The sequence below is a fragment of the Niallia sp. Marseille-Q9988 genome (assembly GCF_976954375.1).
Genome location: NZ_CDRJSZ010000008.1, coordinates 124,535 through 149,557, shown reverse-complemented (window position 1 = coordinate 149,557; position 25,023 = coordinate 124,535). Strand labels below are relative to the sequence as shown.

Annotated in this window: 28 protein-coding genes and 4 pseudogenes; 27 read left to right on the top strand and 5 right to left on the bottom strand. The window is 33.8% G+C overall.

Going from position 1 to position 25,023, the window contains the following annotated elements; translation table 11 throughout:
• Positions 1-54 precede the first annotated feature (54 nt).
• From ACWNMZ_RS16115 to ACWNMZ_RS16095, 5 genes are all read left to right on the top strand, one after another.
• Positions 55-477: a hypothetical protein gene (locus ACWNMZ_RS16115; RefSeq protein ID WP_152910860.1), complete on the top strand. Its 423-nt coding sequence runs from the start codon at positions 55-57 to the stop codon at positions 475-477.
• A 62-nt stretch (positions 478-539) separates the two neighbouring features.
• A complete protein-coding gene (locus tag ACWNMZ_RS16110) occupies positions 540-1,070 on the top strand; it encodes a hypothetical protein (protein ID WP_031534634.1) in 531 nt (176 codons plus the stop codon).
• Between the two features lie 39 nt (positions 1,071-1,109).
• Positions 1,110-1,553 carry an NUDIX hydrolase gene (locus tag ACWNMZ_RS16105; protein ID WP_031534636.1) on the top strand — a complete coding sequence of 148 codons (444 nt, stop codon included), beginning with the start codon at positions 1,110-1,112 and terminating at the stop codon, positions 1,551-1,553.
• A 35-nt stretch (positions 1,554-1,588) separates the two neighbouring features.
• A complete protein-coding gene (locus ACWNMZ_RS16100) occupies positions 1,589-2,047 on the top strand; it encodes an NUDIX hydrolase (RefSeq protein ID WP_031534639.1) in 459 nt (152 codons plus the stop codon).
• 33 nt (positions 2,048-2,080) lie between these two features.
• On the top strand, positions 2,081-2,881 hold the full coding sequence (locus ACWNMZ_RS16095) for an EcsC family protein (RefSeq protein WP_031534641.1): 801 nt from the start codon (positions 2,081-2,083) through the stop codon (positions 2,879-2,881).
• A 398-nt stretch (positions 2,882-3,279) separates the two neighbouring features.
• On the opposite strand, the gene ACWNMZ_RS16090 is transcribed toward ACWNMZ_RS16095, so the two are convergent.
• Entirely contained in the window at positions 3,280-3,417 is a 138-nt protein-coding gene (locus ACWNMZ_RS16090; RefSeq protein WP_155986731.1) for a hypothetical protein, read from the bottom strand.
• A 297-nt stretch (positions 3,418-3,714) separates the two neighbouring features.
• Here ACWNMZ_RS16090 and psiE point away from each other — a divergent pair.
• The 5 genes and pseudogenes from psiE to ACWNMZ_RS16065 form a co-directional block, all read left to right on the top strand.
• Positions 3,715-4,127: pseudogene (psiE, locus tag ACWNMZ_RS16085) on the top strand (phosphate-starvation-inducible protein PsiE).
• Between the two features lie 87 nt (positions 4,128-4,214).
• Positions 4,215-4,535, top strand: coding sequence for an antibiotic biosynthesis monooxygenase (locus tag ACWNMZ_RS16080; protein WP_441994191.1), 321 nt, complete (start codon positions 4,215-4,217; stop codon positions 4,533-4,535).
• Positions 4,536-4,778: 243 nt separating this feature from the next.
• Positions 4,779-6,002, top strand: coding sequence for an ATP-binding protein (locus tag ACWNMZ_RS16075; RefSeq protein WP_441994190.1), 1,224 nt, complete (start codon positions 4,779-4,781; stop codon positions 6,000-6,002).
• 283 nt (positions 6,003-6,285) lie between these two features.
• Positions 6,286-6,729, top strand: coding sequence for a cell wall hydrolase (locus ACWNMZ_RS16070; RefSeq protein ID WP_441994189.1), 444 nt, complete (start codon positions 6,286-6,288; stop codon positions 6,727-6,729).
• A 246-nt stretch (positions 6,730-6,975) separates the two neighbouring features.
• A pseudogene (locus ACWNMZ_RS16065) lies at positions 6,976-7,098 on the top strand (VOC family protein); the annotation flags it as partial.
• A 466-nt stretch (positions 7,099-7,564) separates the two neighbouring features.
• Here ACWNMZ_RS16065 and ACWNMZ_RS16060 read toward each other — a convergent pair.
• Positions 7,565-7,945 (bottom strand): ferritin-like domain-containing protein, encoded by a 381-nt coding sequence (locus tag ACWNMZ_RS16060; RefSeq protein ID WP_031534646.1) that lies wholly within the window; start codon positions 7,943-7,945, stop codon positions 7,565-7,567.
• A 491-nt stretch (positions 7,946-8,436) separates the two neighbouring features.
• Between ACWNMZ_RS16060 and ACWNMZ_RS16055 the strand changes: the two genes are divergently transcribed.
• The gene (locus ACWNMZ_RS16055; RefSeq protein ID WP_031534647.1) at positions 8,437-8,820 is read left to right on the top strand and encodes a DUF302 domain-containing protein; all 384 of its coding nucleotides are present in this window, start codon (positions 8,437-8,439) and stop codon (positions 8,818-8,820) included.
• Between the two features lie 620 nt (positions 8,821-9,440).
• A complete protein-coding gene (locus ACWNMZ_RS16050; RefSeq protein ID WP_449598682.1) occupies positions 9,441-11,402 on the top strand; it encodes a CoA-disulfide reductase in 1,962 nt (653 codons plus the stop codon).
• A gap of 206 nt (positions 11,403-11,608) precedes the next feature.
• Here the strand turns inward: ACWNMZ_RS16050 and ACWNMZ_RS16045 are convergent, their stop codons facing one another.
• Positions 11,609-11,785, bottom strand: coding sequence for a hypothetical protein (locus ACWNMZ_RS16045; protein ID WP_235247660.1), 177 nt, complete (start codon positions 11,783-11,785; stop codon positions 11,609-11,611).
• Between the two features lie 293 nt (positions 11,786-12,078).
• Between ACWNMZ_RS16045 and ACWNMZ_RS16040 the strand changes: the two genes are divergently transcribed.
• The 15 genes and pseudogenes from ACWNMZ_RS16040 to cydC all read left to right on the top strand — a co-directional run bounded on the left by ACWNMZ_RS16040 (position 12,079) and on the right by cydC (position 23,806).
• The gene (locus ACWNMZ_RS16040) at positions 12,079-12,429 is read left to right on the top strand and encodes a rhodanese-like domain-containing protein (RefSeq protein WP_031534651.1); all 351 of its coding nucleotides are present in this window, start codon (positions 12,079-12,081) and stop codon (positions 12,427-12,429) included.
• Between the two features lie 49 nt (positions 12,430-12,478).
• Complete coding sequence (locus tag ACWNMZ_RS16035; RefSeq protein WP_031534652.1) at positions 12,479-12,742, top strand: metal-sensitive transcriptional regulator; 264 nt, start codon at positions 12,479-12,481, stop codon at positions 12,740-12,742.
• An 86-nt stretch (positions 12,743-12,828) separates the two neighbouring features.
• On the top strand, positions 12,829-13,056 hold the full coding sequence (locus ACWNMZ_RS16030) for a sulfurtransferase TusA family protein (RefSeq protein WP_031534653.1): 228 nt from the start codon (positions 12,829-12,831) through the stop codon (positions 13,054-13,056).
• Between the two features lie 63 nt (positions 13,057-13,119).
• Positions 13,120-13,599: a DsrE/DsrF/DrsH-like family protein gene (locus tag ACWNMZ_RS16025; RefSeq protein ID WP_235247659.1), complete on the top strand. Its 480-nt coding sequence runs from the start codon at positions 13,120-13,122 to the stop codon at positions 13,597-13,599.
• A 42-nt stretch (positions 13,600-13,641) separates the two neighbouring features.
• Positions 13,642-14,007 (top strand): rhodanese-like domain-containing protein, encoded by a 366-nt coding sequence (locus ACWNMZ_RS16020; RefSeq protein ID WP_251627962.1) that lies wholly within the window; start codon positions 13,642-13,644, stop codon positions 14,005-14,007.
• 12 nt (positions 14,008-14,019) lie between these two features.
• Complete coding sequence (locus tag ACWNMZ_RS16015) at positions 14,020-14,316, top strand: rhodanese-like domain-containing protein (RefSeq protein WP_251627964.1); 297 nt, start codon at positions 14,020-14,022, stop codon at positions 14,314-14,316.
• 53 nt (positions 14,317-14,369) lie between these two features.
• A complete protein-coding gene (locus tag ACWNMZ_RS16010; protein WP_349204495.1) occupies positions 14,370-14,945 on the top strand; it encodes a sulfurtransferase TusA family protein in 576 nt (191 codons plus the stop codon).
• A gap of 140 nt (positions 14,946-15,085) precedes the next feature.
• A pseudogene (locus ACWNMZ_RS16005) lies at positions 15,086-15,355 on the top strand (DsrE/DsrF/DrsH-like family protein); the annotation flags it as partial.
• A gap of 25 nt (positions 15,356-15,380) precedes the next feature.
• Positions 15,381-16,508, top strand: a complete 1,128-nt coding sequence (locus ACWNMZ_RS16000) for an MBL fold metallo-hydrolase (protein ID WP_251627967.1) — start codon at positions 15,381-15,383, stop codon at positions 16,506-16,508.
• Between the two features lie 20 nt (positions 16,509-16,528).
• Positions 16,529-16,761, top strand: a pseudogene (locus ACWNMZ_RS15995) (sulfurtransferase TusA family protein).
• A 53-nt stretch (positions 16,762-16,814) separates the two neighbouring features.
• A complete protein-coding gene (locus ACWNMZ_RS15990) occupies positions 16,815-17,591 on the top strand; it encodes a sulfite exporter TauE/SafE family protein (RefSeq protein WP_031534666.1) in 777 nt (258 codons plus the stop codon).
• 364 nt (positions 17,592-17,955) lie between these two features.
• The gene (locus tag ACWNMZ_RS15985) at positions 17,956-19,308 is read left to right on the top strand and encodes a cytochrome ubiquinol oxidase subunit I (protein WP_349204497.1); all 1,353 of its coding nucleotides are present in this window, start codon (positions 17,956-17,958) and stop codon (positions 19,306-19,308) included.
• A complete protein-coding gene (locus tag ACWNMZ_RS15980) occupies positions 19,305-20,318 on the top strand; it encodes a cytochrome d ubiquinol oxidase subunit II (protein ID WP_349204498.1) in 1,014 nt (337 codons plus the stop codon). The genes ACWNMZ_RS15985 and ACWNMZ_RS15980 overlap by 4 nt, the downstream gene beginning before the upstream one ends.
• A 39-nt stretch (positions 20,319-20,357) precedes the next feature.
• Entirely contained in the window at positions 20,358-22,091 is a 1,734-nt protein-coding gene (gene cydD / locus ACWNMZ_RS15975; protein ID WP_349204499.1) for a thiol reductant ABC exporter subunit CydD, read from the top strand.
• Positions 22,088-23,806: a thiol reductant ABC exporter subunit CydC gene (gene cydC / locus ACWNMZ_RS15970; protein WP_441131303.1), complete on the top strand. Its 1,719-nt coding sequence runs from the start codon at positions 22,088-22,090 to the stop codon at positions 23,804-23,806. Before cydD ends, cydC begins: the two co-directional genes overlap by 4 nt.
• A gap of 157 nt (positions 23,807-23,963) precedes the next feature.
• Here the strand turns inward: cydC and ACWNMZ_RS15965 are convergent, their stop codons facing one another.
• Together ACWNMZ_RS15965 and ACWNMZ_RS15960 are read right to left on the bottom strand one after the other, a co-directional pair.
• The gene (locus tag ACWNMZ_RS15965; protein WP_031534672.1) at positions 23,964-24,347 is read right to left on the bottom strand and encodes a VOC family protein; all 384 of its coding nucleotides are present in this window, start codon (positions 24,345-24,347) and stop codon (positions 23,964-23,966) included.
• Between the two features lie 109 nt (positions 24,348-24,456).
• Entirely contained in the window at positions 24,457-24,948 is a 492-nt protein-coding gene (locus ACWNMZ_RS15960; protein WP_031534674.1) for a CBO0543 family protein, read from the bottom strand.
• Positions 24,949-25,023: the final 75 nt, after the last annotated feature.

Sequence of the window (25,023 nt, the reverse complement as noted above, 5' to 3'; positions counted from 1 at the left end):
TTCATTCACAAAGTGAAACTTTTTCACTATTCAAACGTATTTCCTAAGAGAGGGGTGAGTAAAATAAATAAATTTGTAAGAAAATTTATGTCCATTTTATTCATTGTATTGTTGCCAATGGTAGTTGGGTGTTCGGCTCAAAATGCCTCAGAGGAAAAAAACAGTAAAACACTTGAAACGGTATTGAACGAAACGTTTACCGTACCTAATAAGGAGCTTCGTGATATTTTAGAAGATCCAAATAATTACACGATAATAGCTGCGAAAGAAAAAATTAATTCAACTAATAACTTGGATGCTTATTTAGTGAAGAAGTATAAGGCATATTTTACTTCCTATAAAAAATTCGAGCTTAATCTAAATAAAGCGTTAAAAGAATTGGAAAATCATGAAATAATAGATGTGAAGTTTGCGGTGAACAATGAACCTTTTACGGAGCAAGAAATCTACGCAGCAGTCATTTTATATAAAGCATAAGGTTTCAATAAATTCTTTTCCAATTCTAATCCGTAAACAAAAATGTCAGGAGCTGTTTAATTATGAAAAAATTACTTGCTTCCTTTCTTATTTTATTCACTTTGCTTGGTTGTTCTAATAAAGGGAAAGAGTCTGACGTAAAATCAAGTGATACTGATTCACTCGAAGAACAAATTTCGAGTGTAATAGCAGAACATCAATTAAAGAATAAAGAAATTATTGATTACGATCTAAAAGATGATTTCATTTATGTTATTTTTAAAAACAAGCATGAAAGCGGCAATACGCATAATCCTGATTTAGTTATTTTAGAGAATAAGGAAGGAAAGGTAAATTGGGTAGCGGGTCCAGAGGATCGTACAGGGTCTGTTGATACGTCTATGATATTTGCAAGAGAAGATGGTCCTACTGTTACTATTACGATGCCAACGGGAAATACAGCTGTCAAAGAGGTAAAAGTGCTTGGAGAATCTGCAAAAGCAGTAACCTATTTAGAGCATTTTACAGATGATTTTTCAAGAGCATATACCTATTGGATTTCTTATACAAAGGAAGAACCTACGTATGAGGATATTGAAGTGATTACGGAGTAGGGAAAGATAATCAATTTTTTTGTATAAGAGGAGATTTATATGGAAATAATCACATTCGGCAAAAAAGAAGAAGGGAAAGAATACATCATAAGACCTGCAGCGTATTGTGTGATCTTTAATAAGCAGAAAGATAAAATTGCCATCATTCAAACTAGTGATGGCAACTACTTTCTTCCGGGTGGAGGAATAGAAAAGAATGAGACCCATAAAGAATGCTTAGTAAGAGAAGCTTTGGAAGAAATGGGAATGGACATTGAAATAAATTCCTTTATTGGGAGTGCGCGCAGATATTTTTACTCAACAAATGAATATAAGTATTATCTGAGTGAAGGGTATTTCTATATATGCAAGATCGTTAAACAAATAGGGGAACCAACAGAGGAAGGTCATTTTCTAAAATGGCTAGAACCAATTCAAGCAATAGAAGGTTTATTTCATGAACATCAAAGCTGGGCAATTCAGGAAGCATTACGAAAAGGATAACAATTTTCACTTATCTGAGCTTGGAGGCGTAATAAATGGAATACTATAAATATTTAAGGCAGCATGTAGGGCATAAGCCACTTATTCTACCTGGTTCTGTTGTCATCATGCTAAATGAACAAGAGGAAGTGTTATTGCAAAAAAGGCTTGATGGATATTGGGGATTGCCAGGTGGGTTAATGGATTTAGGGGAGAGCTTTGAAGAAGTAGCAAGAAGAGAGGTCTTTGAAGAAACAGGATTAAAAGTTGAAAATCTTACATTACTAAATGTATTTTCTGGTTCTGATTATTATTTTAAAATCCCCAATGGCGATGAAGTATATGCAGTAACAGCAGTGTATTTTACGAAAGATATAAGTGGAGAAATGAACATTGATTATAATGAGTCAGAAAAAATGCAGTATTTTCCTTTAAATAAATTGCCTAGTGAATTATCGGATGAATATAGAGGATATCTGGAGAAATATATAGAATGGGAAAATAATGTGTTGTGATAGCGGAAGCATTTAATTATAAGAGGTGTAGGAATGGAAAATCTAGAACAGCTCAGAATAAAATTAAAGACCATTGAAAAATGGGAGAAAAACCAAAAAGGGTTGTTCTTCTGGGAAAAAATCGGGCGGCTTCCATTTGTGCTGTTAGACAAATGGACACCGAAATACATACAAGACAAAATACATATCCTATTAGATGAAATTGCAGTATATATTGACAATGGTGGAAAATATTTAGTGAATAAGGAAAAAACAGTACATAAAGTAAAAAAAGAATTATCCTTACAGAAGGATATAAAACTTGATGATATAAAATACTTTTCTATTGATTCCATGGAAAAGACAGCAGAAGCCTTTATAAAAAGTCATGCTAAGAATGCGCAAATTCAGGGGGCTACAACTGGATTTGGGGGGATTTTTACTCTCGCTGTAGATATTCCCCTTATTTTTGGGATTACCTTAAAGACTATACAAGAAGTGGCGGTTGCATATGGATATGACCCATCCAATAAGGAAGAACGAATATTCATGATCAAATGTATGCAATTTACGTCATCTGATATAGTTGGAAAAAAAGCAATCTTAAATGAATTGACAAATGCACAAGAGGAGGAAGGCTTTGCGCAGCTACAAGGCTGGAGAGAGGTATTCGCCTCTTATCGAGATAATTTTGGTTGGAAAAAGCTGTTTCAAATGATTCCCGTCGCTGGAATGATTTTTGGTGCGTATATGAATAAATCAGCCATAAAAGATGTGGGAGAAGTTGCGAATAAGCTCTATCAAAAGCGTAGGGTATTGGAGAGAATAGAGCAATACACAGGTAAGGTGGAGTAGTCCTTCTTTTTTTGATTACAAGGAAGATTGAATCGGCTACAATCTTCATATAAGACAAGTAAGTATAAAATATGCGCTTGTTTTTATGTAAGTTCCCCCTAATCGAATAGGGAGGGCACTGAAAAAGTCTAGTTCTCCAAATAAAATGAGGTTTTATTTATTTGAAAGCGAATAATAAGTTGGTTTGGAGAGGTGTCCGCTTGACTCCTATGGGAGCAGCGAGAAAGTCCGAGACCCTGCAGGAGCGTGAGCTGTGAAGCGGCTCGGCGCTCGCCCCAATGAGTCATGTGGTCACCTCGGAAAACAATTTACACATCTAAGTTTAAAAGGCGGTTACAATCAATCATCAATAGCTATCAGTTTTTCAGTGCCCTCCGAATAGGGGTCAGGGGTTGGAGCTATTTTCTTTTTGGCTCCTGGATCGATACATGCTTTGGACGTTTTGGATACGATGCTTTGCCTGCATCTGGTCCAGTAAGATCATTTCGCTGGTCTAGAACTTTCCCAGTATATTCAATCGGATTTTGCTTGTTCATCTTTACCACCTCCAATAATAGGATGGGTAAAAATAAAAATCCAATGACAGGTAATTTTTCCATGGAGGAGTAAACCTTTTTTCATCGATAGGGGAAAAAAGGTTACAAGGATAAAAATTGGAAATGATATCTACTTAAAAGAGTCTGATTCAAATGAAAAATTCCATTCCGATTAGCTTCGTTTTGTTTTGTTCGATTTGTACTATTGAGAAAGTGTCCGCTCTTTACTTCTTGGTTATTTGATCCAAAAATAGCTCATATTAAGTTATACACACTTAAAAAAGGAGTTATAGATAATTGAATCAAATAAAGATATTCTCGCTTATACCTATATTTTTACAAATACTGTTAAATGCTTCCCTGTTTCTTATAGGATTGATTTTAAGTTTTCTGCTTATAAAGGAAACATGGTATATTTTTACATATGTAGCCTTTGTACGGAGAATGAACAAGATTATTATTTATTCACAGAGGAGCTGCTTACTTACTTTTTATACTTTGAATTTATCGCTTAAATTATAAAGTATTTTGGATCTCAGTTTCACTTTCCGTTACGCTATCTTATTTACATTGCTATTACAGCAATTGTAAGACTAATTATTATTGAGCATGATGATCCAATTAATGCTTTCTGGTGGGCATTGGCTATTCTCATTTTAATTATTTCCTTATTATTAACAAACTTAAAACTTCTAAAAAAGGATTATTAATCCATTATGTTTCCTTATTGAATAAAAGGATTAGATGGGGGGGATGTAGAAACAAATATGGGGGTTGATAAAGGAAGGAGGACCAGTATGGGGAAATTCAGTTTGTTTGGAAAATTTACTGTTCAAGAGGGCGAACGTGAAACAATGGTTTCTATTTTGTTGGAAGCAGCAGAATCAATGAAGAATCTGGATGAATGTGAAGTGTATCTTGTTAATATTTCTGAAAGTGATCCAAATTCTGTTTATATTTATGAAGTTTGGAGTAATGAAAATGCCCATCAAGCCTCTCTGACTCTTGAAGTCACACAAACATTAATAAGGCGCGCCAAACCACTCCTTACTGGAATGGAAAGAATCAATACTCTTCAAACAATAGGTGGAAAAGGAGTACGATCAAAGTCTTACTAGTTTCAATAGCCTCAAAGTTCAGATGTTACATACTATGTAAAAATTAAGCGTCTATCCCTTTTTTTCATAAAGGTAGACGTTTTTTCTTATTTAATAAGAAATAGAAGGCTAAATAATAGCTTTAGAGAAAAACTAGACTACAAAAAGAAGGAACATTAAGGTAAAATAGACTTTTATATAGCTAATGGACCATTTTTTTCGAGTAATTTAGAAAGATACAATAGTATTGTGAGGATTTTTTAAATGATAGACAATGAATTTTTACCTAGTATAAAGCTTTATCGTATGATTATTGGCATTTTTATTGTATTAATGAGTGCAGGGTTAGTTTTAATATACATAGAAGATGATCGAATCATTTCTTTATCTTTCCTTTTGCAATTTATATTCGTTATAAGCATTTCTGTGCTATTAATCATCTTTCCAAAAAGGGATTCCGTAAATTATAGAGCTGCGATTATTATTTGCATGTCAGCATACTTTTTCTTTATGTATTTACGGTTTCCCGAGAGATTTGCTTTGCTATTACTTATTAGTTTTATCCCAGTTATTCCAGTGTTATTTTTGCATATCCGATTATTCTATATCACATTGATTGGTAACATTACAATTACTATTAGCATTATTATCTACATGATGATGGTTGATACACCTAGTATACATATTTATAATTATTTGGACTTCTTTGGAGTTGCGATTAATTTCTTGGCGACACAGCTTTTGCTACTTTTTCTTTTTCTTCTCTTCCAAAAAAGGATGAAGAATCAAGAATTATATTACGATCAAGTGAAGCAAGCTGAAAAACTTAGGACAACTGGACAGCTTGCGGCAGCTGTTGCACATGAAATTCGCAATCCTATAACGGTGGTAAAAGGATTTATTCAACTACATGAAAATGATAAGGCATTGCCAGAACATATCAAAAAGCATTACAAACTAATGTTGGATGAGCTACTAGTTGCCGAAACGGTTATTTCTGATTTTTTATCACTGGCAAAACCGGCGGAAACCAAGATGGAGATTGTATCGGTCAATACTGCACTTCATACTGTGATGGACTTACTAAACACCTATGCTATGAATGATACGATTCATATTGAATTAGAAATGGCAAGAGATTATGAAATTAAATGTAATATAATGGAGTTTAAGCAATTATTTATAAATTTATTAAAAAATGCGATTGAAGCTTCTCATCATGGAGATACAATTCGAGTAAAAGTGACCGGTGAACAGGATAATGTGAAAATAATGATAATCGATAGCGGTTCTGGAATGAGCCGAGAACAACAGGAGCAGATAGGAACCCCTTTCTATTCCTTAAAAGCCAAAGGTACAGGACTCGGCTTAATGATCTGTTATAGCATTATCCAAAAGTATGATGGAATGATTAACATTTGGAGCGAGGAAGGAAAGGGGACAGAGGTGACAGTCACCTTTCCTATTGTTAAAATCGATTCTTTGTAAAATTTTGTGTGAAACGTCTGACTCCTTGCTACATAAGGATTTAGACGTTTTTTTTATTAGGTGGAGGATTCGTTGAAAAAACTTTTTAAAAGGTTATCTGCCTATTATTTCATTTATAGAATAATAATTTATTTTTTAGGTAATCGGACAGGGATTTCATTGAATAAAACTATAAAAAAGAATGCTTTTCATTTTTTTTAGGGCAAACGAAGTATTCTTATTTTCTTAATAAAAATTTTGTTAATGAATCTTTTTTTTATACTATATTTTAGGGGTGACAAAAATGCCAAGAGTTAGCTACAAAAGTTCAGACGTTGACCTAATGTCAAGGATGATGAGGGCGGAAGCAGAAGGGGAAGGCCCACAAGGAATGCTGTATGTTGGAAATGTAATTGTTAATCGTCTTAAAGCAGATTGTACAGATTTTAAAGGTTTAAGAACCATTTCACAGGTTATTTTTCAAGTACAAGGAGGAAATTATTCTTTTGAAGCTGTTCAAAAAGGGAATGTATTTTATCAAAGAGCAAGAGCAGCTGAAAAAAAATTAGCAAAACAAAATTTAGATTACTGGCGAGAACATCCAGGAAAATATGCCCTTTGGTATTTCAATCCATATGCTCCATGTCCTCCAACGTGGTATGGTCAACCGTTTGCAGGTCAATATAAAGATCATTGTTTTTACGAGCCAAAACCTGGAACCTGTGAAACTGTTTATACAGGAGGATAAGCCTATTTTAATCTGTACAGTAGATGATGGAGTAGGGTTGCAATAGGTTCATTTGGTAATAAAAAATAAGAGCTCTAAAATCCAATATAAATACAGAATTTAGCCCAAGTATCGGAATTAAGTTCAAAGAATTTAAAATATTTATTAGGAGTCTGTAACCTGGTATGCTAATTTCAATGGTTACAGACTCCTTTTTAGAATGAGAATATGAAGTATTTGGAACAGTGTAAATTGTATTTCAATTAGAGTCCAGAATTATCTGAATTTAATCAACACTTAATTGATAATCAAGTTAAGGTAGAGGAGATAAAAGAAGATAATGGTCATACTTTTTTCCACTTTTATGACCCAAATGGTAATAAACTTTAAGTACCTGGTAAGATTATTATCAATAAATTACCTTATTACATTACCGTGTGCTTTAGCCGAGCAAGAAAAGAAATTTATGTAGATTGTTCAAATAATAACAGAAAATTTTGTATAATTCATATTAATGCTACAATAATTTCTAATGATATACGTCTAAAACCTCGATACATAAGGGATTAGACGTTTCTTTATTATATCATAAGTAAGGCTAAGAAGAATTATCACTCAAAATAAGAGTTAACGCTTATTTTATTAGATTAAAAATTGTACAACCTTTTTTTATGCAGTCTTGAGATTACTATTTCTGTAATCTGATGGATTTATAGGACTACATTGTGGAAATTATACTTAAACTACCCTGAGTATTGACTCGAGTAAGATTAATGCTCTTTCTTGTATAAGACCATTAGGCACAGTCTTAAATAAATTTTATAAAAAAACTAGGTTGGTACCTAGAATTAAAAACTTATTTCAAGAAATATAAGAACCAAACTGCATGATTTTGTTCATCATGTGCTGCTCTTTGAAACTCTTCTTTAATTTTTGGATTATCTGTTTTAGATACAATTTCTAAATAAAAATCGACTGTTTCTTGTTCATCTTTAAACGCAAAATCTAATCCTTGTTTATATTTCTTTGGGCATTCTTCACTAATTTTTGGTTTATATTTTTCACCTGTTAATTGTGTATATAAATTTGAAAAGCTATTAAAATGTCTTATTTCATCTTTTCTGATTTCGTTGATTTTATCTTTTATATATTGAGTAGAAGCTAAATTAATTAAATGCTGATAACATGAAATGGCTGAATATTCACCATCTATTGCCTTTTCTATTAAAGTCACAATATTTTCCCTAGAATGAGCATGAAAAGCTGTTGTAAGGCCGGTAACATTTGGAACAAGTGGTCCTAGATAATGATAGTATGCATGTGGATCAGATGGAAGTTGTTTAATGTGATATGTTCCATGCCCATAGTGAACGTGACATGAATTCCCAGGGCAATGTAAAAGCTGATTCCAAGGTCCATGTTTAATAAAGGGATAACCTTTATACATTACACCATCAAGACCGGTGATTATTTCTGGTTGCATGATTTACCTCCTATAATTTGTTTGTATCATATTATGACATCGCTCTTCTATAGATGTTTGTCTCTAAGAGAATTGGGTGTTCAACTCAATTTTATCTGTGGATTGTTTTTTTCACTTTTATTTAATAAAAGTCTGGGTATTGATAATAAGGGTATATTTTCTTTTCTGCCTTTAGTAATTTTAAAAAATATCCTGATATATATTTCACCACCATTATAAATACTAAAAGTTAAGGAGTGTGACAAATGTTTGATTATACTGTAGAAACCAGTAAAAATATTAGTGAGGCAATCTATAGCTTGGAAGAAAATTTAAAAGAAGAAAAGTTTGGTGTATTATGGATGTTTGATATAAAAGATAAACTTCAAGAGAAAGGACTAGAGTTTGAATCTGACTATAAAGTTTTAGAGGTTTGTAACCCACATGAAGCACAAAGAGTGTTAAAGGAGAATTTGTTAGTTGGTTATTTCTTGCCATGTAAAATGATTGTTTATACCGACCAGGGAAAAACTAAAATTGGCATGCCGAGACCAACAGCTTTAATTAACTTAGCAAATAATGAAGAAATCAAAAAACTTGCACAAGATATTGAGGTCCGTTTAATTAGCTGTATTAATAAAAGTATATAAAGTTGAAGAGTTGAGTTAATAAGTTTCTTTAATCCTTGAAAAACTATATGATTCAAGACCTGTTTCCATGTAATTAGATCAGGTCTAATGTTATTCCGCACATTGAATTTAAACTTTTTTAATAGGCTTTTTTCGTAAAGTTTGTTGCTATCGCCCTCAGCCGGAATACTTCGCTTTTCCGTGGGGCAGATAAATATCCCTTTCGCATATGGGGATATATGGATGTAATACTCAAAAAACTAGAAAAGAGATTTACCGATGATTTTTAGGATTAATCATCGGTTTTTCAGTTGTCTCACTCAAGCTCCTGCAGAGTCTCAGACTGTCCTTGCTAATCCCACAGTAGGGAGTCTACGTGTATTCGGCTGCTCTATTTTCCAACTAATTCTTTTTTTCTATTGAAAAAACAGTCTTTTAGAAGAAATGCGCTTAAAAAAATGATTGGATGGAATATTTTTACAATATTATAAGTATTTAATTGTGAAGATATTGTGAAATAAACTCAAATAACCTTCACAAAATTAATTTATATTTTATAATACCCATACAGGTATAAACCTATCGGGGTATATTCAAGGGTATTGATTGGAATTAAATTAAAAATAGTTGGAGGGAATAACATGTCACAGAAACTCATTATAGTAGGTGGAGTTGCAGGTGGAGCAACAGCTGCAGCAAGGTTAAGAAGAATAAGTGAAGATGTAGAAATTGTTCTTATAGAAAGGGGAGAATATATTTCATTTGCTAATTGCGGACTGCCTTATTACATTGGAGAAACAATCAAAGACAGAAGCAAATTATTAGTCCAGACCGTTAAAGGAATGTCGAATCGATTTAATCTGGACATTCGGAATTTTAGTGAAGTATTAAGCATTAATCCCAAAAATAAAAAAGTCACAATTAAGAATTTACAATCAGGGAAAGAGTATGAGGAATCCTATGACAAGTTATTATTGTCACCAGGGGCTAAACCAATCGTCCCACCAATTCCAGGATTAAGTGAAAATGAGGTATTATTTACATTAAGAAATATTCCAGATACAGATAAAATAAAAAAATATGTTGATACCAATCAACCTAAAAAGGCGATAGTAATTGGCGGAGGATTTATTGGAATTGAAATGGCTGAAAACTTGTTGGAAAGAGGAATAGAAGTAACGATTATTGAAATGGCGAAGCAAATTATGGCTCCAATTGATTTTGAAATGGCTAGTATTTTACACGGAAATATAAAAGAAAAAGGTGTGAATCTAATATTAGAAAACGGGGTCCAAGCATTTGCTAATAAGGGAAAAAAAGTTATTCTCTCTGATGGAACAGAAATAGAAACCGATATGACCATTCTTTCTATAGGTGTTAAACCGGAAAATGAATTAGCTAAGGTAGCAGGACTTGAACTAGGAGAGCGTGGAGGAATTGTTGTAAATGAATACCTTCAGACTTCTAATGAGGATATTTATGCTGTCGGGGATGCAGTTGAGGTGGTGGATTATATTAGCGGGAAAAAAGCTATGATTCCACTTGCAGGACCGGCTAACCGACAAGGCAGAATTGCGGCAAATAACATGATGGGGAAAAAGGAGAAGTATCATGGCACATTGGGAACTTCCATTGTTAAAGTATTTGATTTAACAGTTGCGACTACTGGCAATAATGAAAAGACGCTAAAAAGCTTAGGAGTTTCATATGAAGTTGTTCATATTCATCCAAGTTCTCATGCAGGGTATTACCCAGGAGCAGCACCAATTGCTTTAAAATTAATCTTTGATAAAGAAACAGGAAAAATATTTGGTGCACAAGCTATAGGAGCAGATGGTGTTGATAAACGGATTGACGTAATTGCAACAGCAATAAAAGGTGGATTAAAGGTGAATGATTTGACTAATTTAGAATTATCTTATGCTCCCCCATATTCTTCAGCAAAAGACCCTGTTAATATGGCTGGCTATGTAGCTTCTAACATAATGGAAGGTGAATTAGAAATGGTTCAGTGGCATGAAATCGATGAGATTGTTAAAGATGGAGGGTTATTGATTGACGTTCGCGAGCCAATGGAACGGGAATTTGGATATATTAAAGGTTCCTTGAATATTCCGTTAGATGAATTAAGGAACCGATTAGATAGTCTTCCAAAAGAACAAACGATATATGTCAGTTGTCAAGTTGGATTAAGGGGATATCTGGCAAGCAGGATATTAAAAAATAGTGGATATACTGTTAAAAATGTTGATGGAGGTTTTAAAACGTATTCCTCTGTATTTAAAAGCGTTATAAACAAAACGATTGAAACGAAAACAAATCAACTTGAGGAATCAGAAGATATTGATGAAATACCGGTGAATGCTGTTGTTGATGTTACTGGTTTATCTTGCCCAATGCCGATTGTAAAACTAAAAAAAGCGATTGAGCAGTTGGATAGCGGTCAAATATTAGAAATCCATGTGACAGATAAAGGTGCATTAAATGATCTGCCTGCATGGTCAAAAAATGCCGGACATATTCTTTTAAAAACAAAACAAGAGGAAAAAGTGATTAAATTTTGGATTAAAAAAAATGAAGAAAAATTAAAGGGAAGCATTTAACTTCTATTTAATCAAAAATACTTTTAAAAGCATGCCTCCTATTTTTGGAGTCATGCTTTTTATCTTTCGCAAAATCATCTGTCAAAGTTAACAGTAAGGTATTGGGGAATATAATTAATAGCTAATGTTTTTTTATACTCATTCTTTGTTGGAGGATATAGTCTTAGTTCCCATAAAATTTATGATTCCTGCCATTTTAATATTTTTTAAGAAACATGATTGCTTTCAACATACGTTTCAAGAGCTGGATGATATTCTTTTTGATAATGATTATCAGGACAAGACTTTTTTACTATTGAATTCATAAAAGCTGTTTTATCCGTTACTAAAGTTTTCTGACATTCAGGGCACTTTTCGCTAAATAAAGTTTTAAATAAACGCATAATGGCACCTCCACAATAACCTTAAAATCATATTGTAATACTTGGTATTATAAATGAGTAGTTAAAAAAACTCAATGGATTGAAATCCAAAAGTTAAAATAATAGGAGGTAGTAACAGCAATTATACTTATTTGATATTATCAAGGTTTGCAAATGCTTGTGCTCTTGAGTAAGAAGATGTCCGGTGATTGAGTAATAAAAAACAAAAAGGAGTGTTGACAAAATACCTATTGGGGTATAATATAGATTTTGTCAGTTATTCCTGCCTCTTTCATTTAGGAGGAAAGATTCATATGACTATTGTTATTTTAAGTTTTATCATTATTGGTTACTTTATCTTTAGAAGGAATATCCCAATAATTGGGGTTCCACAAATAAATAAAAAAGATATTGAATTAAGTATGTTGAATGTTGTAGATATAAGAGATTATAATGTTTCTTATAAAAGCCCTATACAAGGTGCGATTAACATTCCAGTTTCTTATATAAATAGGCATTACACAGATATATCAAAAAGCGATCTGATTGTAGTAGCTTCGAATCGCTTGGAAAAGAATGTAGGAGTTCGTTTATTACGCCAAAAAGGTTTCAAGATAGTCGGATACATCCTTTTCGATGAGTATGAAATGGGAGAACATAGGTAACTATAGGAGACAAGTTAAAAAGTAATTATTTGTTAAGGAGGGTAATCACATGGAGTACAATGAGCAAATGAAAAATAGAGTAAAACGTATAGAAGGCCAACTTAGAGGAATTTTAAGGATGATGGAAGAAAACAAAGACTGTAAGGATGTTATAACTCAGCTATCTGCAACACGTGCTGCTATTGATCGGACAATTGGTGTTGTGGTTAGTTCTAATTTAGTAGAGTGTGTGCGCAATGCAGAAGAAAATGGAGAAAAAAACACAGAAGATTTAGTAAAAGAAGCTGTAAATCTGCTTGTGAAAAGTAGATAAAAATAAAAGGGTTGACACCCACTTTTATTTTTATTACTATTATACCCATAGGGGTAAAGGTAAATGATGAAAGGAGAGTTAAAAGAATGAATATAGATAAATTGTTAGATGCAAAAGGATTGGCATGTCCAATGCCAATTGTAAAAACAAAGAAGGCAATAAATGAATTAACTGCTGGTCAAGTATTAGAAATCCATACTACTGATAAAGGTGCAAAGAACGATCTCACTGCTTGGGCAAAATCGGGTGGACATGAGCTACTAAAATATGAAGAAGCGAATGATGTATTAAAGTTTTGGATTAAAAAAGGTTAAATTTTTTTGTTTATAAATATACCCATACAGGTAAGGGTGACTGATACATGAGGAGGAACTACAATGACAGAAAAGAAAAAAACAACGATTGTATTATTTAGTGGCGATTATGATAAAGCGATGGCAGCTTATATCATTGCGAACGGGGCAGCAGCGTATGATCATGAAGTAACCATTTTTCACACGTTTTGGGGACTAAATGCCTTGCGAAAAGATGCAGATATTCAAGTGAAAAAAGGCTTCATGGAAAAAATGTTTGGCAGAATGATGCCAAAAGGTGCAGATAAAATGGGGCTGTCAAAAATGAACTTTGCTGGTTTTGGTCCTAAAATGATTAAAAATGTGATTAAAAAACACAATGCAATGCCACTTCCAGATTTAATCGAAATGGCAAGAGAACAAGATATAAAGCTTGTTGCCTGTACGATGACAATGGATTTATTAGGACTTCAAAAAGAAGAACTGTTGGATAATATTGAATATGCAGGTGTTGCTGCTTATTTGGGTGATGCAGAAGATGGAAATGTAAACCTATTTATCTAAATCAGTAGGGGATTCTTCCCTACATAAAAGGGAGAGATAATCTTGGAATATCTAAATTATATAATAATTGGGCTACTGTTAATTTTTATCATCAGACGATTCATTCCTACAAAAGGTGTAAGACAGATTACAGTATTAGAGCTACGGGATGAGTTAAAGGATAAAAATAAACAATTTATTGATGTCCGTACTCCTGGGGAATATAGAGTAAACAATATTAAAGGATTTAAAAATCTTCCACTTCAACAAATTATGCAAAAAGCGGAGAAAGAACTCTCAAAAAATAAAGAAGTAATTGTTATTTGCCAAAGTGGAATGAGAAGTCAAAACGCAATTAAAATGTTAAAAAAATTAGGATATACTAAAGTGACCAATGTAAAAGGCGGAATGAGCGCCTGGAGATCATAAGGAGGCAAAAGTATGAAACAATTAACTGCAAAAGAAGTAGAGAAACTTTTAAGAGAAGGTAAAGCGTTAAATATTATTGATGTTCGAGAAGTTGATGAAGTTGCAACTGGTAAGATCCCAGGAGCCATTCATATCCCACTAGGGTTAGTAGAATTCCGTATGCATGAATTAGATAAATCTAAAGAATATATCATGGTTTGCCGTTCTGGTGGAAGAAGTGGTCAAGCAAGTCAATTTCTAGAAGATCATGGATTTAAAGTAATAAATATGACTGGTGGAATGCTTGCATGGGAAGGCGAGACGAAGTAAATATTTTCGGTTAATAAAATACCCAACGGGGTAAAATAGGAGGTTTTAATAAGATGGAATCATTAAAAACAGATTTTTTATTAGATGCAAAAGGGTTAGCTTGCCCCATGCCAATCGTAAGAACAAAAAAAGCAATGAATGATTTACAAGCTGGTCAGGTCTTAGAAGTTCAAGCAACAGATAAGGGCTCAAAAGCTGATATTCAAGCATGGGCTAATAGTGCGGGTCATCATTATCTTGGCACCATTGAAGAAGACAATGTATTAAAACATTATTTAAGAAAATCATCTAATGATGATTCAATTGAAAGAAAACATCTCAATGTAACTAGCAATGAAGCACTTGAAAAGAAGCTAGATACGAATGAAAATATCGTGGTTCTTGATGTAAGGGAAGAAGCTGAATATGCATTTAATCATATACCTAATGCGGTTTCGATTCCGTTAGGAGAATTAGAATTGCGTTTAAACGAATTAAAAGCAGATGATGAAATCTATGTGGTATGTCGCACAGGTAACCGTAGTGATCTTGCTGCTCAAAAATTAGCTGAAAAGGGTTTTGATAATGTGATAAATGTGGTTCCAGGCATGAGTGCTTGGACAGGAAAATTGGATTCTTTAATCAAATAGAGAGATTAATATGGACGAAGTAACATTAGATACTACTTCACGTTGTCCATAGTGTGTTCTGCAGAAAAAACTTTTTGGCAGAACACACTGTTCCTTTCCTAGAGGTGAAAGTTGAAACAACAAACAGCAGCAACAATGAATACAAACAATTACCAATGCTTCAAGGTAAAGAACATTTCGCGCAAGGGTTTGCTAATGCAAATGTACCAGCTATTCCCGAATGAGTTGCAATGGCCCAAGAAATGGGTGTTACATTCATTGGTTGCCAAATGACAATGGATGTTATGGGATTAGAAAAAGATGCTTTTGTTGATGGAATTGAAGTAGGTGGAGCAGTAACCTTTTTAGAATTTGCTAAAGATGCAGACGTAACACTAACTTTTAAGAGGGTTTATTATTTTTTTAACTAAAAATATACCGCAGGGGGTAAATGATATGACTGTTAAAGTTATGCATTCAAAAGAAGTAACTAAAAAAGTATTTAACAAAGAAGAATTATTTATTCTAGATGTACGTAACGAAAGTGATTTTAAGGATTGGAAAATTGAAGGGGAAAACTTTGATTATTTAAATATCCCGTATTTTGAATTACTTGATGGAGTGGAAGAAATTTTAGAAAAACTGCCTGCTACAAAAGAAATATTAGTTGTTTGTGCTAAAGAGGGTTCTTCTGTAATGGTGGCAGAGATGCTTTCAGAACAAGGTTTAACTGTTTCTTATTTGCAAGGTGGTATGAAGGCGTGGAGTGAACATTTAGAGCCTGTAAAGATTGGGAATTTAACGGAAGGTGGAGAATTACACCAATTTGTTCGCATCGGAAAAGGTTGTCTATCCTATATGGTGATTTCTAACGGAGAAGCTGCAATTATAGACGCCACTCGTATGACAGATATTTTTCTAGACTTTGCAAATGAAATGGGAGTAAAAATTACACATGTTTTTGATACTCATCTTCATGCAGATCATATTTCAGGAGGAAGAGTCATCGCTGAAAAAACAGGTGCAACATACTGGTTACCTCCAAAAGATGCGACTGAGGTAACTTTTGAATACAACGCTCTAGAAGGCGGCGAAGTAGTGACAATCGGAAAAACAGAAATTGATATTCATGCGCTGTACTCTCCAGGTCACACAATCGGTTCTACATCATTTGTTGTGGATGGGAAATTCCTTCTGTCAGGTGACATCTTATTTATTGATTCAATTGGAAGACCCGATTTAGCGGGAATGGCAGAAGACTGGGTAGCAGATTTACGTGAAAGCCTGTACTCTCGTTACAGAGAACTTTCAGAAGAACTAATTGTACTTCCAGCTCACTTTATGATTATTGATGAACTGAATGAAGACGGTAGTGTATCAGAAAGATTAGGTACATTGTTTGAGAAAAATCATGGTTTAAATATGGAAGACGAAAATGAGTTTAGAAGACTTGTAACAGAGAATCTACCACCACAACCAAACGCTTATCAAGAAATTCGTGAAACAAATATGGGGAAAATTAGTCCAGACTTAGATAAACAACGTGAGATGGAAATAGGACCAAACCGTTGTGCAGTCCGATAATTTATAAATAGGAGGAAAATATGATAATGGAATCAACTAAAGTATTAGATGCAAAAGGGTTAGCTTGCCCAATGCCGATTGTAAAGACAAAAAAACAATGGGAGAGATGGAATCAGGTCAGGTATTAGAAGTTCATACAACTGATAAAGGGGCTAAAAAGGATTTAACTGCTTGGGCTAAATCAGGAGGGCATGAATTATTACAACACGAAGATGAAAACGGAGTGTTGAAATTTTGGATTAAAAAAGGTTGAACTATAAGGGGACCAATTAAGGTTCCTTTTTTTTCTAAAGAGGGGGGATCTATATGGATATTAATTTCATCATCACTATTTTCACAATTGGCTTTATCGGTTCCTTTCTTTCTGGAATGTTAGGGATAGGAGGAGCCATTATAAATTATCCAATGTTATTATATATTCCAGTAATTTTAGGGGTGGGTCATTTTACATCACATGAAGTTTCAGTAATTACAGCCATCCAAGTGTTCTTTGCGACACTTGGTGGTGTTTGGGCTTATCGTAGTGGCGGATATTTAAATAAAACATTAATTGTTAATATGGGAATTAGCGTTTTAATCGGGAGTTTTATTGGGGGCATGAGTTCCACTCACATGTCGGATAGTGGAATTAATATCGTATATGGCATTTTAGCTATTATTGCTGTTATTTTAATGTTTGTACCTAAAAAAGAGATCGATGCTAACCGTTTAGAACAAGTCAAGTTTAATAAATGGCTAGCTGCTTCATTTGCCTTTATCGTAGGTGTGGGGTCAGGTATTGTAGGTGCGGGAGGAGCATTCTTATTAGTTCCTATCATGCTTGTCCTATTAAAAATACCAACAAGAATGACCATTGCATCATCCTTAGCCATTACACTTATTTCATCAATAGGAACTGTCTCAGGAAAAATCTCAACAGGCCATGTACCGATATTGCCTTCTCTTATTTTGGTTGTTGCCAGTCTGATTGCTTCACCTATAGGAGCTAACGTTGGAAAAAAGGTGAATACAAGGGTCTTACAAGGAATAATGGGAATTTTAATTTTAGCAACAGCAGTGAAGACTTGGATGGAAATATTATAAGTATTTATTGATTAGCTAAAAGAAGTAGTTGACTAAACTATTATTGTTCTAATATCGTCAACATTAAGTTGAACAAATGGAAAAAAGTGGTGTTATCAAAGTGTTATGTTTATATAAAATTCCAATGAGGTAATAAAAGTGATTTTAACTGAAAATAGTTTTTGATTTAATCAATAGAGGCTAGATAGGTACCTATTTCTATCTACCTTGTCCATACATAAGTTTTAAATAATGTGGGTATTCTAAAAGGGAATCTTTAGTAAAATGAGGATAGATTTATAAAAGTACAGCAATCCTATATCGATATAATATGGCATAATTATGCTCAATAATTCACTAATTTAAAATGAATAGGAGAGAAAATATGGATTTTGATACGGTCACGATTAGTAGATTGATTACAGCAATGACCCTGCTTTTTCATATAATCTTTGCGACACTTGGGGTAGGAGTACCATTGTTTATTTCAATAGCTGAATTAGTCGGTATTAGAAAACAAGACAAGCATTATGAATTGCTAGCGAAAAGATGGTCAAGAGGCTTTGTAATAACTGTTGCAATTGGAGTAGTGACTGGAACAGCCATTGCTCTACAGTTATCTTTAGTCTGGCCAAACTTTATGCAGCTTGCAGGGAATGTAATTGCATTGCCGTTATTTATGGAAGTTTTTGCGTTTTTCTTTGAAGCTATTTTCTTGGGGATTTATTTATATACTTGGGATCGGTTTAAAGGGAAGTATACACATTGGCTATTAACGCTACCGGTCGTTATCGGTGCGGGGATGTCTGCGGTCTTTATAACGACAGTAAATTCGTTTATGAACTCGCCTAATGGATTTACGATGGTGGATGGGGAATTTGTTGCTGTTAATCCATTAAAAGCAATGTTGAATCCATCATCTCCAACTAGAATTTTTCACGTATTGGGAGGTTCCTATTTAACTGTAGCCGCTATTTTAGCAACTATTGCCGCAATTGCGTTAATAAGGAATAAAGGTGCTCATGAATATCATAAAAAAGCATTAAAAATGACGGTTATTGCTATGTTTACATTTTCGGTAATTACTGCATTAGCCGGTGATGTGTCAGCAAAATATTTAGCAAAACATCAGACTGAGAAACTAGCTGCCGCAGAATGGCTTTTTGAGTCAGAGGAGAATGCTGATCTTCTCCTTTTTGGATGGTTGAATAAGGATAATGAAATCGTTGGAGCGATTCGCGTACCAGGATTTCTAAGCTTTTTAGCACATGGTGACTTTATGAGCGAGGTAACTGGATTGGAAGAAACACCAGAACAGGAAAGACCCCCATTAATCATACACTATCTATTTGATTCAATGGTATCTATTGGTTTCTTCTTATTAGGAATTTCCTTTTTATATATTGTTTTAAGGAGGCTTAAGCGCTGGAATGTGCACAGTAAATTAATGCTTTGGCTACTTGCGATAAGTGGACCACTTGCAATGTTAGCTGTAGAACTTGGATGGCTTTTTGCAGAGCTAGGAAGACAGCCTTGGATAGTAAGAGGATATATGACGGTTGATGAGGCAGCAACTTCTTCTCCTTATATCCTGCATATGTTTTTTCTATTTCTAGCATTGTATATAGTGCTCGGTACATTATTTACGATAACCTTGCGAAAATTATTTAAAGACAATCCAGCTGAAGTGGAGTTAGAGAAGCATTACCCTGAATGGAAAGAGGGGATTGAAAAATGAGCTATGAAGTAATTGGGATTACGGTTTTGTGGCTGTTTTTATACGGTTATCTCATTGTAGCATCGATTGATTTTGGAGCAGGTTTTTTTGCATATTATGCAAAGATTACGAAGCAAGATCATATCATTAATCAAATAATTTCGCGCTATTTATCGCCTGTTTGGGAAGTTACGAATGTGTTTTTAGTTTTCTTTTTTGTAGGAATCGTCGGTTTTTTCCCATCTACGGCATATTATTATGGATCCGCTTTACTTGTGCCTGCAAGTTTTGGGATTATTTTGCTAGCAATTCGAGGTTCCTTTTATGCTTTTGAAAATTATGGTTCAAAACAAAGTAATGTTTATATGTTTCTATATGGAGCTACAGGGCTATTCATCCCGGCATCGTTATCGGTCGCCTTAACGATTTCAGAAGGAGGATATATTTCTGAACAAAACGGTCAAGTTTCGTTAAAGTATTTAGAATTATTTACCAGTCCATTAGCATGGAGTATTGTTGCGTTAGCTATTGTTTCTGTTTTATTTATTAGTGCAAGCTTTATCACCTATTATGCATCAAGAGCAAAAGATATAGCAGCACTACTGTTAGTACGTAAATGGGCATTATTTTGGGCAACACCAACCATTATTATGGCGTTGACAACGATGATTGCTTTAAGTCAGAGAAACCAGGTCAACTATGAAAATATGTTGGATTTATGGTGGATATTTGGCTTATCGATGGGCTTTTTCATCATTGGGATTAGCCTATTATATATTGGCAGAAATTATGGCATTGCATTTATTGCTATTATGCTGCAGTTTCTCTTTGCCTTTTTCGGATACGGAATGGCTAAGTATCCCTATTTACTCTATCCATACATCAATATTGAAGATAGTGTTACAAATTCATCTATGGCAATGGCGCTTATAATTGCCTTTATTGGGGGACTTTTATTATTAATTCCTTCTCTAATCTTATTGATGCGCCTCTTTTTATTTGATGCAGATTATGCCAAAGGAAAAAAATGAAGAATACGCTAAATTATAGATTAGAGGGCTGAATTGTTCATGGGAAATTTAAAGAAAACGGTTTGGATTCATAAGAAGAAGGTTTATTTTTTAATGGGTCTCACATTGATCCTTGGACTCGCAATAGTTGCACAGGCTTACGTGATGACAAGTATTGTCGATGGTGTTTTTCTAAAAAAACAAACATTTTCAGCAGTTATACCGTGGTTGATAGCGTTACTCCTCATTCTATTTGTAAGGTCTAGTATGGATTATATAAGTAAACGGATTGGTGTTTTGATTGCAAGCGATGTCAAGGGAGATACGCGTAAGAAGTTATTAAAGAAGTATGTTTCTAATTCTGTCCAACTAGCTGAAAAAGGTCAGACTGGGGAAAAAGTAAGTATGCTACTTGATGGTGTGGATGAGATGGATAGTTTTTATAGTCAGTTTATCCCTCAGGTTATGCAAAGTATATTTGTGCCGATTCTAATGCTTATTGTTATTTCCACACAGCATATGAATTCAGGCATTATTTTAATGGTCTGTGCCCCATTTATTCCTATTTATATGATAGTAATTGGTATCAAAACACAAAAAAAAGCAGAAGAGAAGTTGGAGAAATTAGCTTCTTTTTCTGCTAAATTTTTAGAAACTTTACAAGGGTTAGTAACTATAAAGCTATTTGCACAAACAATTCGACAAAAAGAAGAATTAGAAAAAAGTAGTGTAAGCTTTCGCGATACTACACTAGAAATATTGAAGATTGCATTTACACAATCTTTTGCCATTGAACTTATATCGATGTTGAGTATTGGGATAGTAGCACTAGAACTTGCTATTCAAATAATTATATATGAAAGTCTCTCCTTTTTTACTGCATTTTTGATTTTAATATTGGTTCCGGAATTTTATAGTTCATTAAAAGAACTTGGAGTAACGTTTCATAACGGTAGAAGCAGCATGGGAGCAGCTAAAAAAGTATTAGAAGTATTTGACGAAGAAGATGAACCTACTATATGGGGGGTACAAATTTTTCCAGAGTGGGAAGTGCCACCAACCATTCAACTCAATCAAGTGAATTTCACTTACGCAAATACTAACTTTCAATTAGAATCTGTGACAGCTTCTTTTTTTCCTAAGCAAAAAATTGCCATTGTTGGCGCTAGTGGAGCAGGAAAGACAACCTTACTTCATTTAATAGCAGGTATGATTACTCCTGAGAAGGGAGCGATTTACATTAATCAAGAAGAGCTCACAAAGTATACAGAATTCTCTTGGTTAAAGAAAATTTCTTATATATCGCAAAACCCTTATATTTTTTCAGGAACGATAGCTGAAAATATTGCGATGGGAACTACAGACGAAGTTGGCATGGAAGCAATTAAAGCGGCAGCACAATTAGCAGGAATCGCTTCATTGATTGAACCATTAGAAAATGGGTTTGAAACTAGAATTGGTGAAGCTGGAAGAGGGCTTTCTAGCGGTGAAAAGCAAAGAGTATCCATTGCACGTGCTTTTCTAAAAAAACCTCATATTGTATTGTTGGATGAACCAACACGTGGGCTGGATTTAGCTACTGAAAAAATCTTACAACAATCAATCCAAAAATTAAATGAGACAGCAACGGTTATTACTGTTGCGCATCGTTTACATACGATAAAAAATGCTGACCAAATTCTTTTTTTAGAAAATGGAAAGCTACTAGCTGTTGGTACACACGAATCATTATTAAAAATTTCACCCGCATATAAGGAGTTAGTAATGATCCAAAAAAGGAGGAGTCAAAAGTGAGTGCACTGCAGAAAATAATGAAATTGATGTTAATGGAGAAAAAAGATATTAGCATTGCTGTCATTTGTGGATTTATTGCTGGAACTAGCAGTGTAGGTTTGTTTGCTGCAAGCGGTTATCTAATATCTAAGTCTGCATTAATTCCTCCTTTTTATACATTGATAATATTGACTTCAACAGTAAAGTTACTCGGTCTTGTTAAGGCAGGAGCAAAATATGGGGAGCGACTTTATTCACATCGAGCAACATTTACGATTCTAGGTAATTTACGAGTAGCTTTCTTTGAAAAACTAACGCCACTTATTCCACAAATTTTTCACAAATACAGAAGCGGGGATTTACTTGCGCGTGTTGTCGGAGATGTAGAAAGCCTTCAAAATTTCTTTTTAAGGGTGTTTTATCCACCGCTAGTGCTCTTACTTGTTTTTGTTAGTACTATCTTATTTACTAGTTTTTATTCCATCGCCATTGCTTTGATTCTATTACTTGGATTTTTCCTAACGACGATTATCATTCCAGCACTATTTTCCCTAAAGCAAGTCAAAATTAAAGGGAAAGTTAGGCAGGATCGTGGTGATCTATCAACTTACATTACAGAGGTAATGTATGGATTTCGTGAATTAAAGCTGTTTCATCAATTACCAAGTAAACAACAACAGCTTTTGAGTCACTCTGAATTGTATATTAATCAACAAAAAGTAGAAAATTTAAATAAAGTGTCTAGTCAATCGTTTAATGGTTTTATAACGTTTGTTACAAGTTGGTTTGTCATAGGAGCTGGAGCCTATTTTGTTACTAGTGGGATGCTTGAAGGGATATTTTTGGCAATGCTTGTCATGATTTCTCTAACTGTCTTTGAGCCTGCTGCACCGATGGCGGTTTTTCCTATTTATATGCAAGAAAGTAGAGATGCATCTACACGTTTATATGAAGTAGTAGAAGATCTGAGTTTCATAGAAGATAAAAGGGAGTCTACTATTAATGAATTACCTAGCCTTGCACCATCATTAGCGTTTATAGACATTCAATTCACTTACACGGGAAATTGGCGTAGAACGATTCCAAACTTATCATTTATGATGCCAGCCGGGTCAAAGACGGCGATTGTTGGTGCGAGTGGCTCTGGAAAATCCACCTTGCTTCAGCTTATCTTAAAGCTACAACATGTAGATGCTGGAAAAATTTATTGGGGAGATTTTGACACATCGACAGTATCCAGCGAGGCAATTTGGGAACAAACGAGAGTTGTCTTACAGGAAAATTATTATTTTTATGGAACTATTCGTGATAATCTTCAATTAGCTGGATCACAGCTTAGTGACGAACAAATGGAAGCGGCATTAAAAAAGGCAAGGTTAGAACATTTTTCGCTAGAGCATCGCGTGTTAGAAAAAGGAGAAAATCTTTCAGGGGGAGAAAAACAACGTTTGGCTATTGCTAGAGCATTTTTGAAAAAAGGGCATTTATGGTTACTAGATGAGCCAACGTCATCACTTGATGCACAGACAGAACAAAATATTTATCAGGAAATTTTTGAGTGTGCTGAACAGGATACATTCATTTTAGTTAGCCATCGTTTACAGGAATTAGATCATATGGATCAAATTATTGTAATGGATCAAGGGGGAATTGTCGAGTGCGGTTCTTATAGGGAGTTAATGAATAAACAAGAATATTTTTATAAAATGAAGGTAGTAGAAGAAAGTTTGCTTTAAGAACGAAGCGGATTTAAGTCTTCCTTAGTTGTTATATATTTCAGGTTAATTCTAACTTGAGATATTAACAATTAGTATTAAAAAGGGATAAAATACAAGATATATAAGTAAAATCAATGCAGCAAAGAATTGCTGCATTGATTTTAAGTTATATTCATTAATTATTACAAATCATTAGTACATTTCCATCTAAGTCTTTAAAGTTAAAATAAGCAAAATCGCCAATTCGCTCTATTTCTTTAACAATGATAATTCCTTTGCTTTTTACAAATTCATATGCTTCATCAATATCCCGAACGAAAAAATTAAATAAAACATGTTCCGAGGGCTGGAGCTTAAAGTCTGGATCGAAAGTGTGATCATCCAATGTCAGTCCTGTTTCGGAAGGAAGAGGAATATTATATACTGGTGATTTCACATTGCTCTTATGAAATGGAAGCCCAAGTAAGTCGCTATACCATTTTGCTGATTCTTCGAGGTTGCTAACATGTATAAACACATTATTTATTTTACATATGATAGGAGAAATAATTGAATGCATAAACATTCCACCTTTATTTTGGATTATAAAATTACTTCGATAAAAAAGAAGAAATTCCTTTAAAATGAGGAATGTTTATGTGGAAAAATACAATAACTAAATGAAAATATTAGGCTTCTTCTGCCTGCTTATTCGCAGCTTTTCGAACTAAAACGATTACAAAACGCACAAATAAAAAGGTTCCTGCAATGGAAAGAAAACTATAAGTGGAATTCCAATTTTTTTTATATCGAATTAAGTTAGTCTTTCTTTCTATCCAATATTCAGCAAGTGCAGAAGGAAGGCTAAAGAATAAGCACTTTATCAATATGCCGATGATACTTGAATTTTTCGTTACTTGATTGAAATAGATACATGTTACTGGAAAAAGAAGATAGCTGAATAATACGCTCACATCAAATGTTTTGATTAATTTTATTGGATAGACGAGATACCCTTTTTTTACCAAAAGATTATCTAAAATGGAAGCTATATAACTTTTCACCAAGAAAATAATGAGCCAATCCTTTAATGGAGGCTTTCGAAGTAGGTTAAAAAAAGCACCTATTCCTATGATACATAAAATTCTTAATATGTTTTCATCACGCTTGCGTTTCCTCATACTTTTGTCTCCTTTGATTTTATATTAGTTTAACCAAAGGAGGCAGAGTTAATGTTGAATTTTACATGGAAAAGG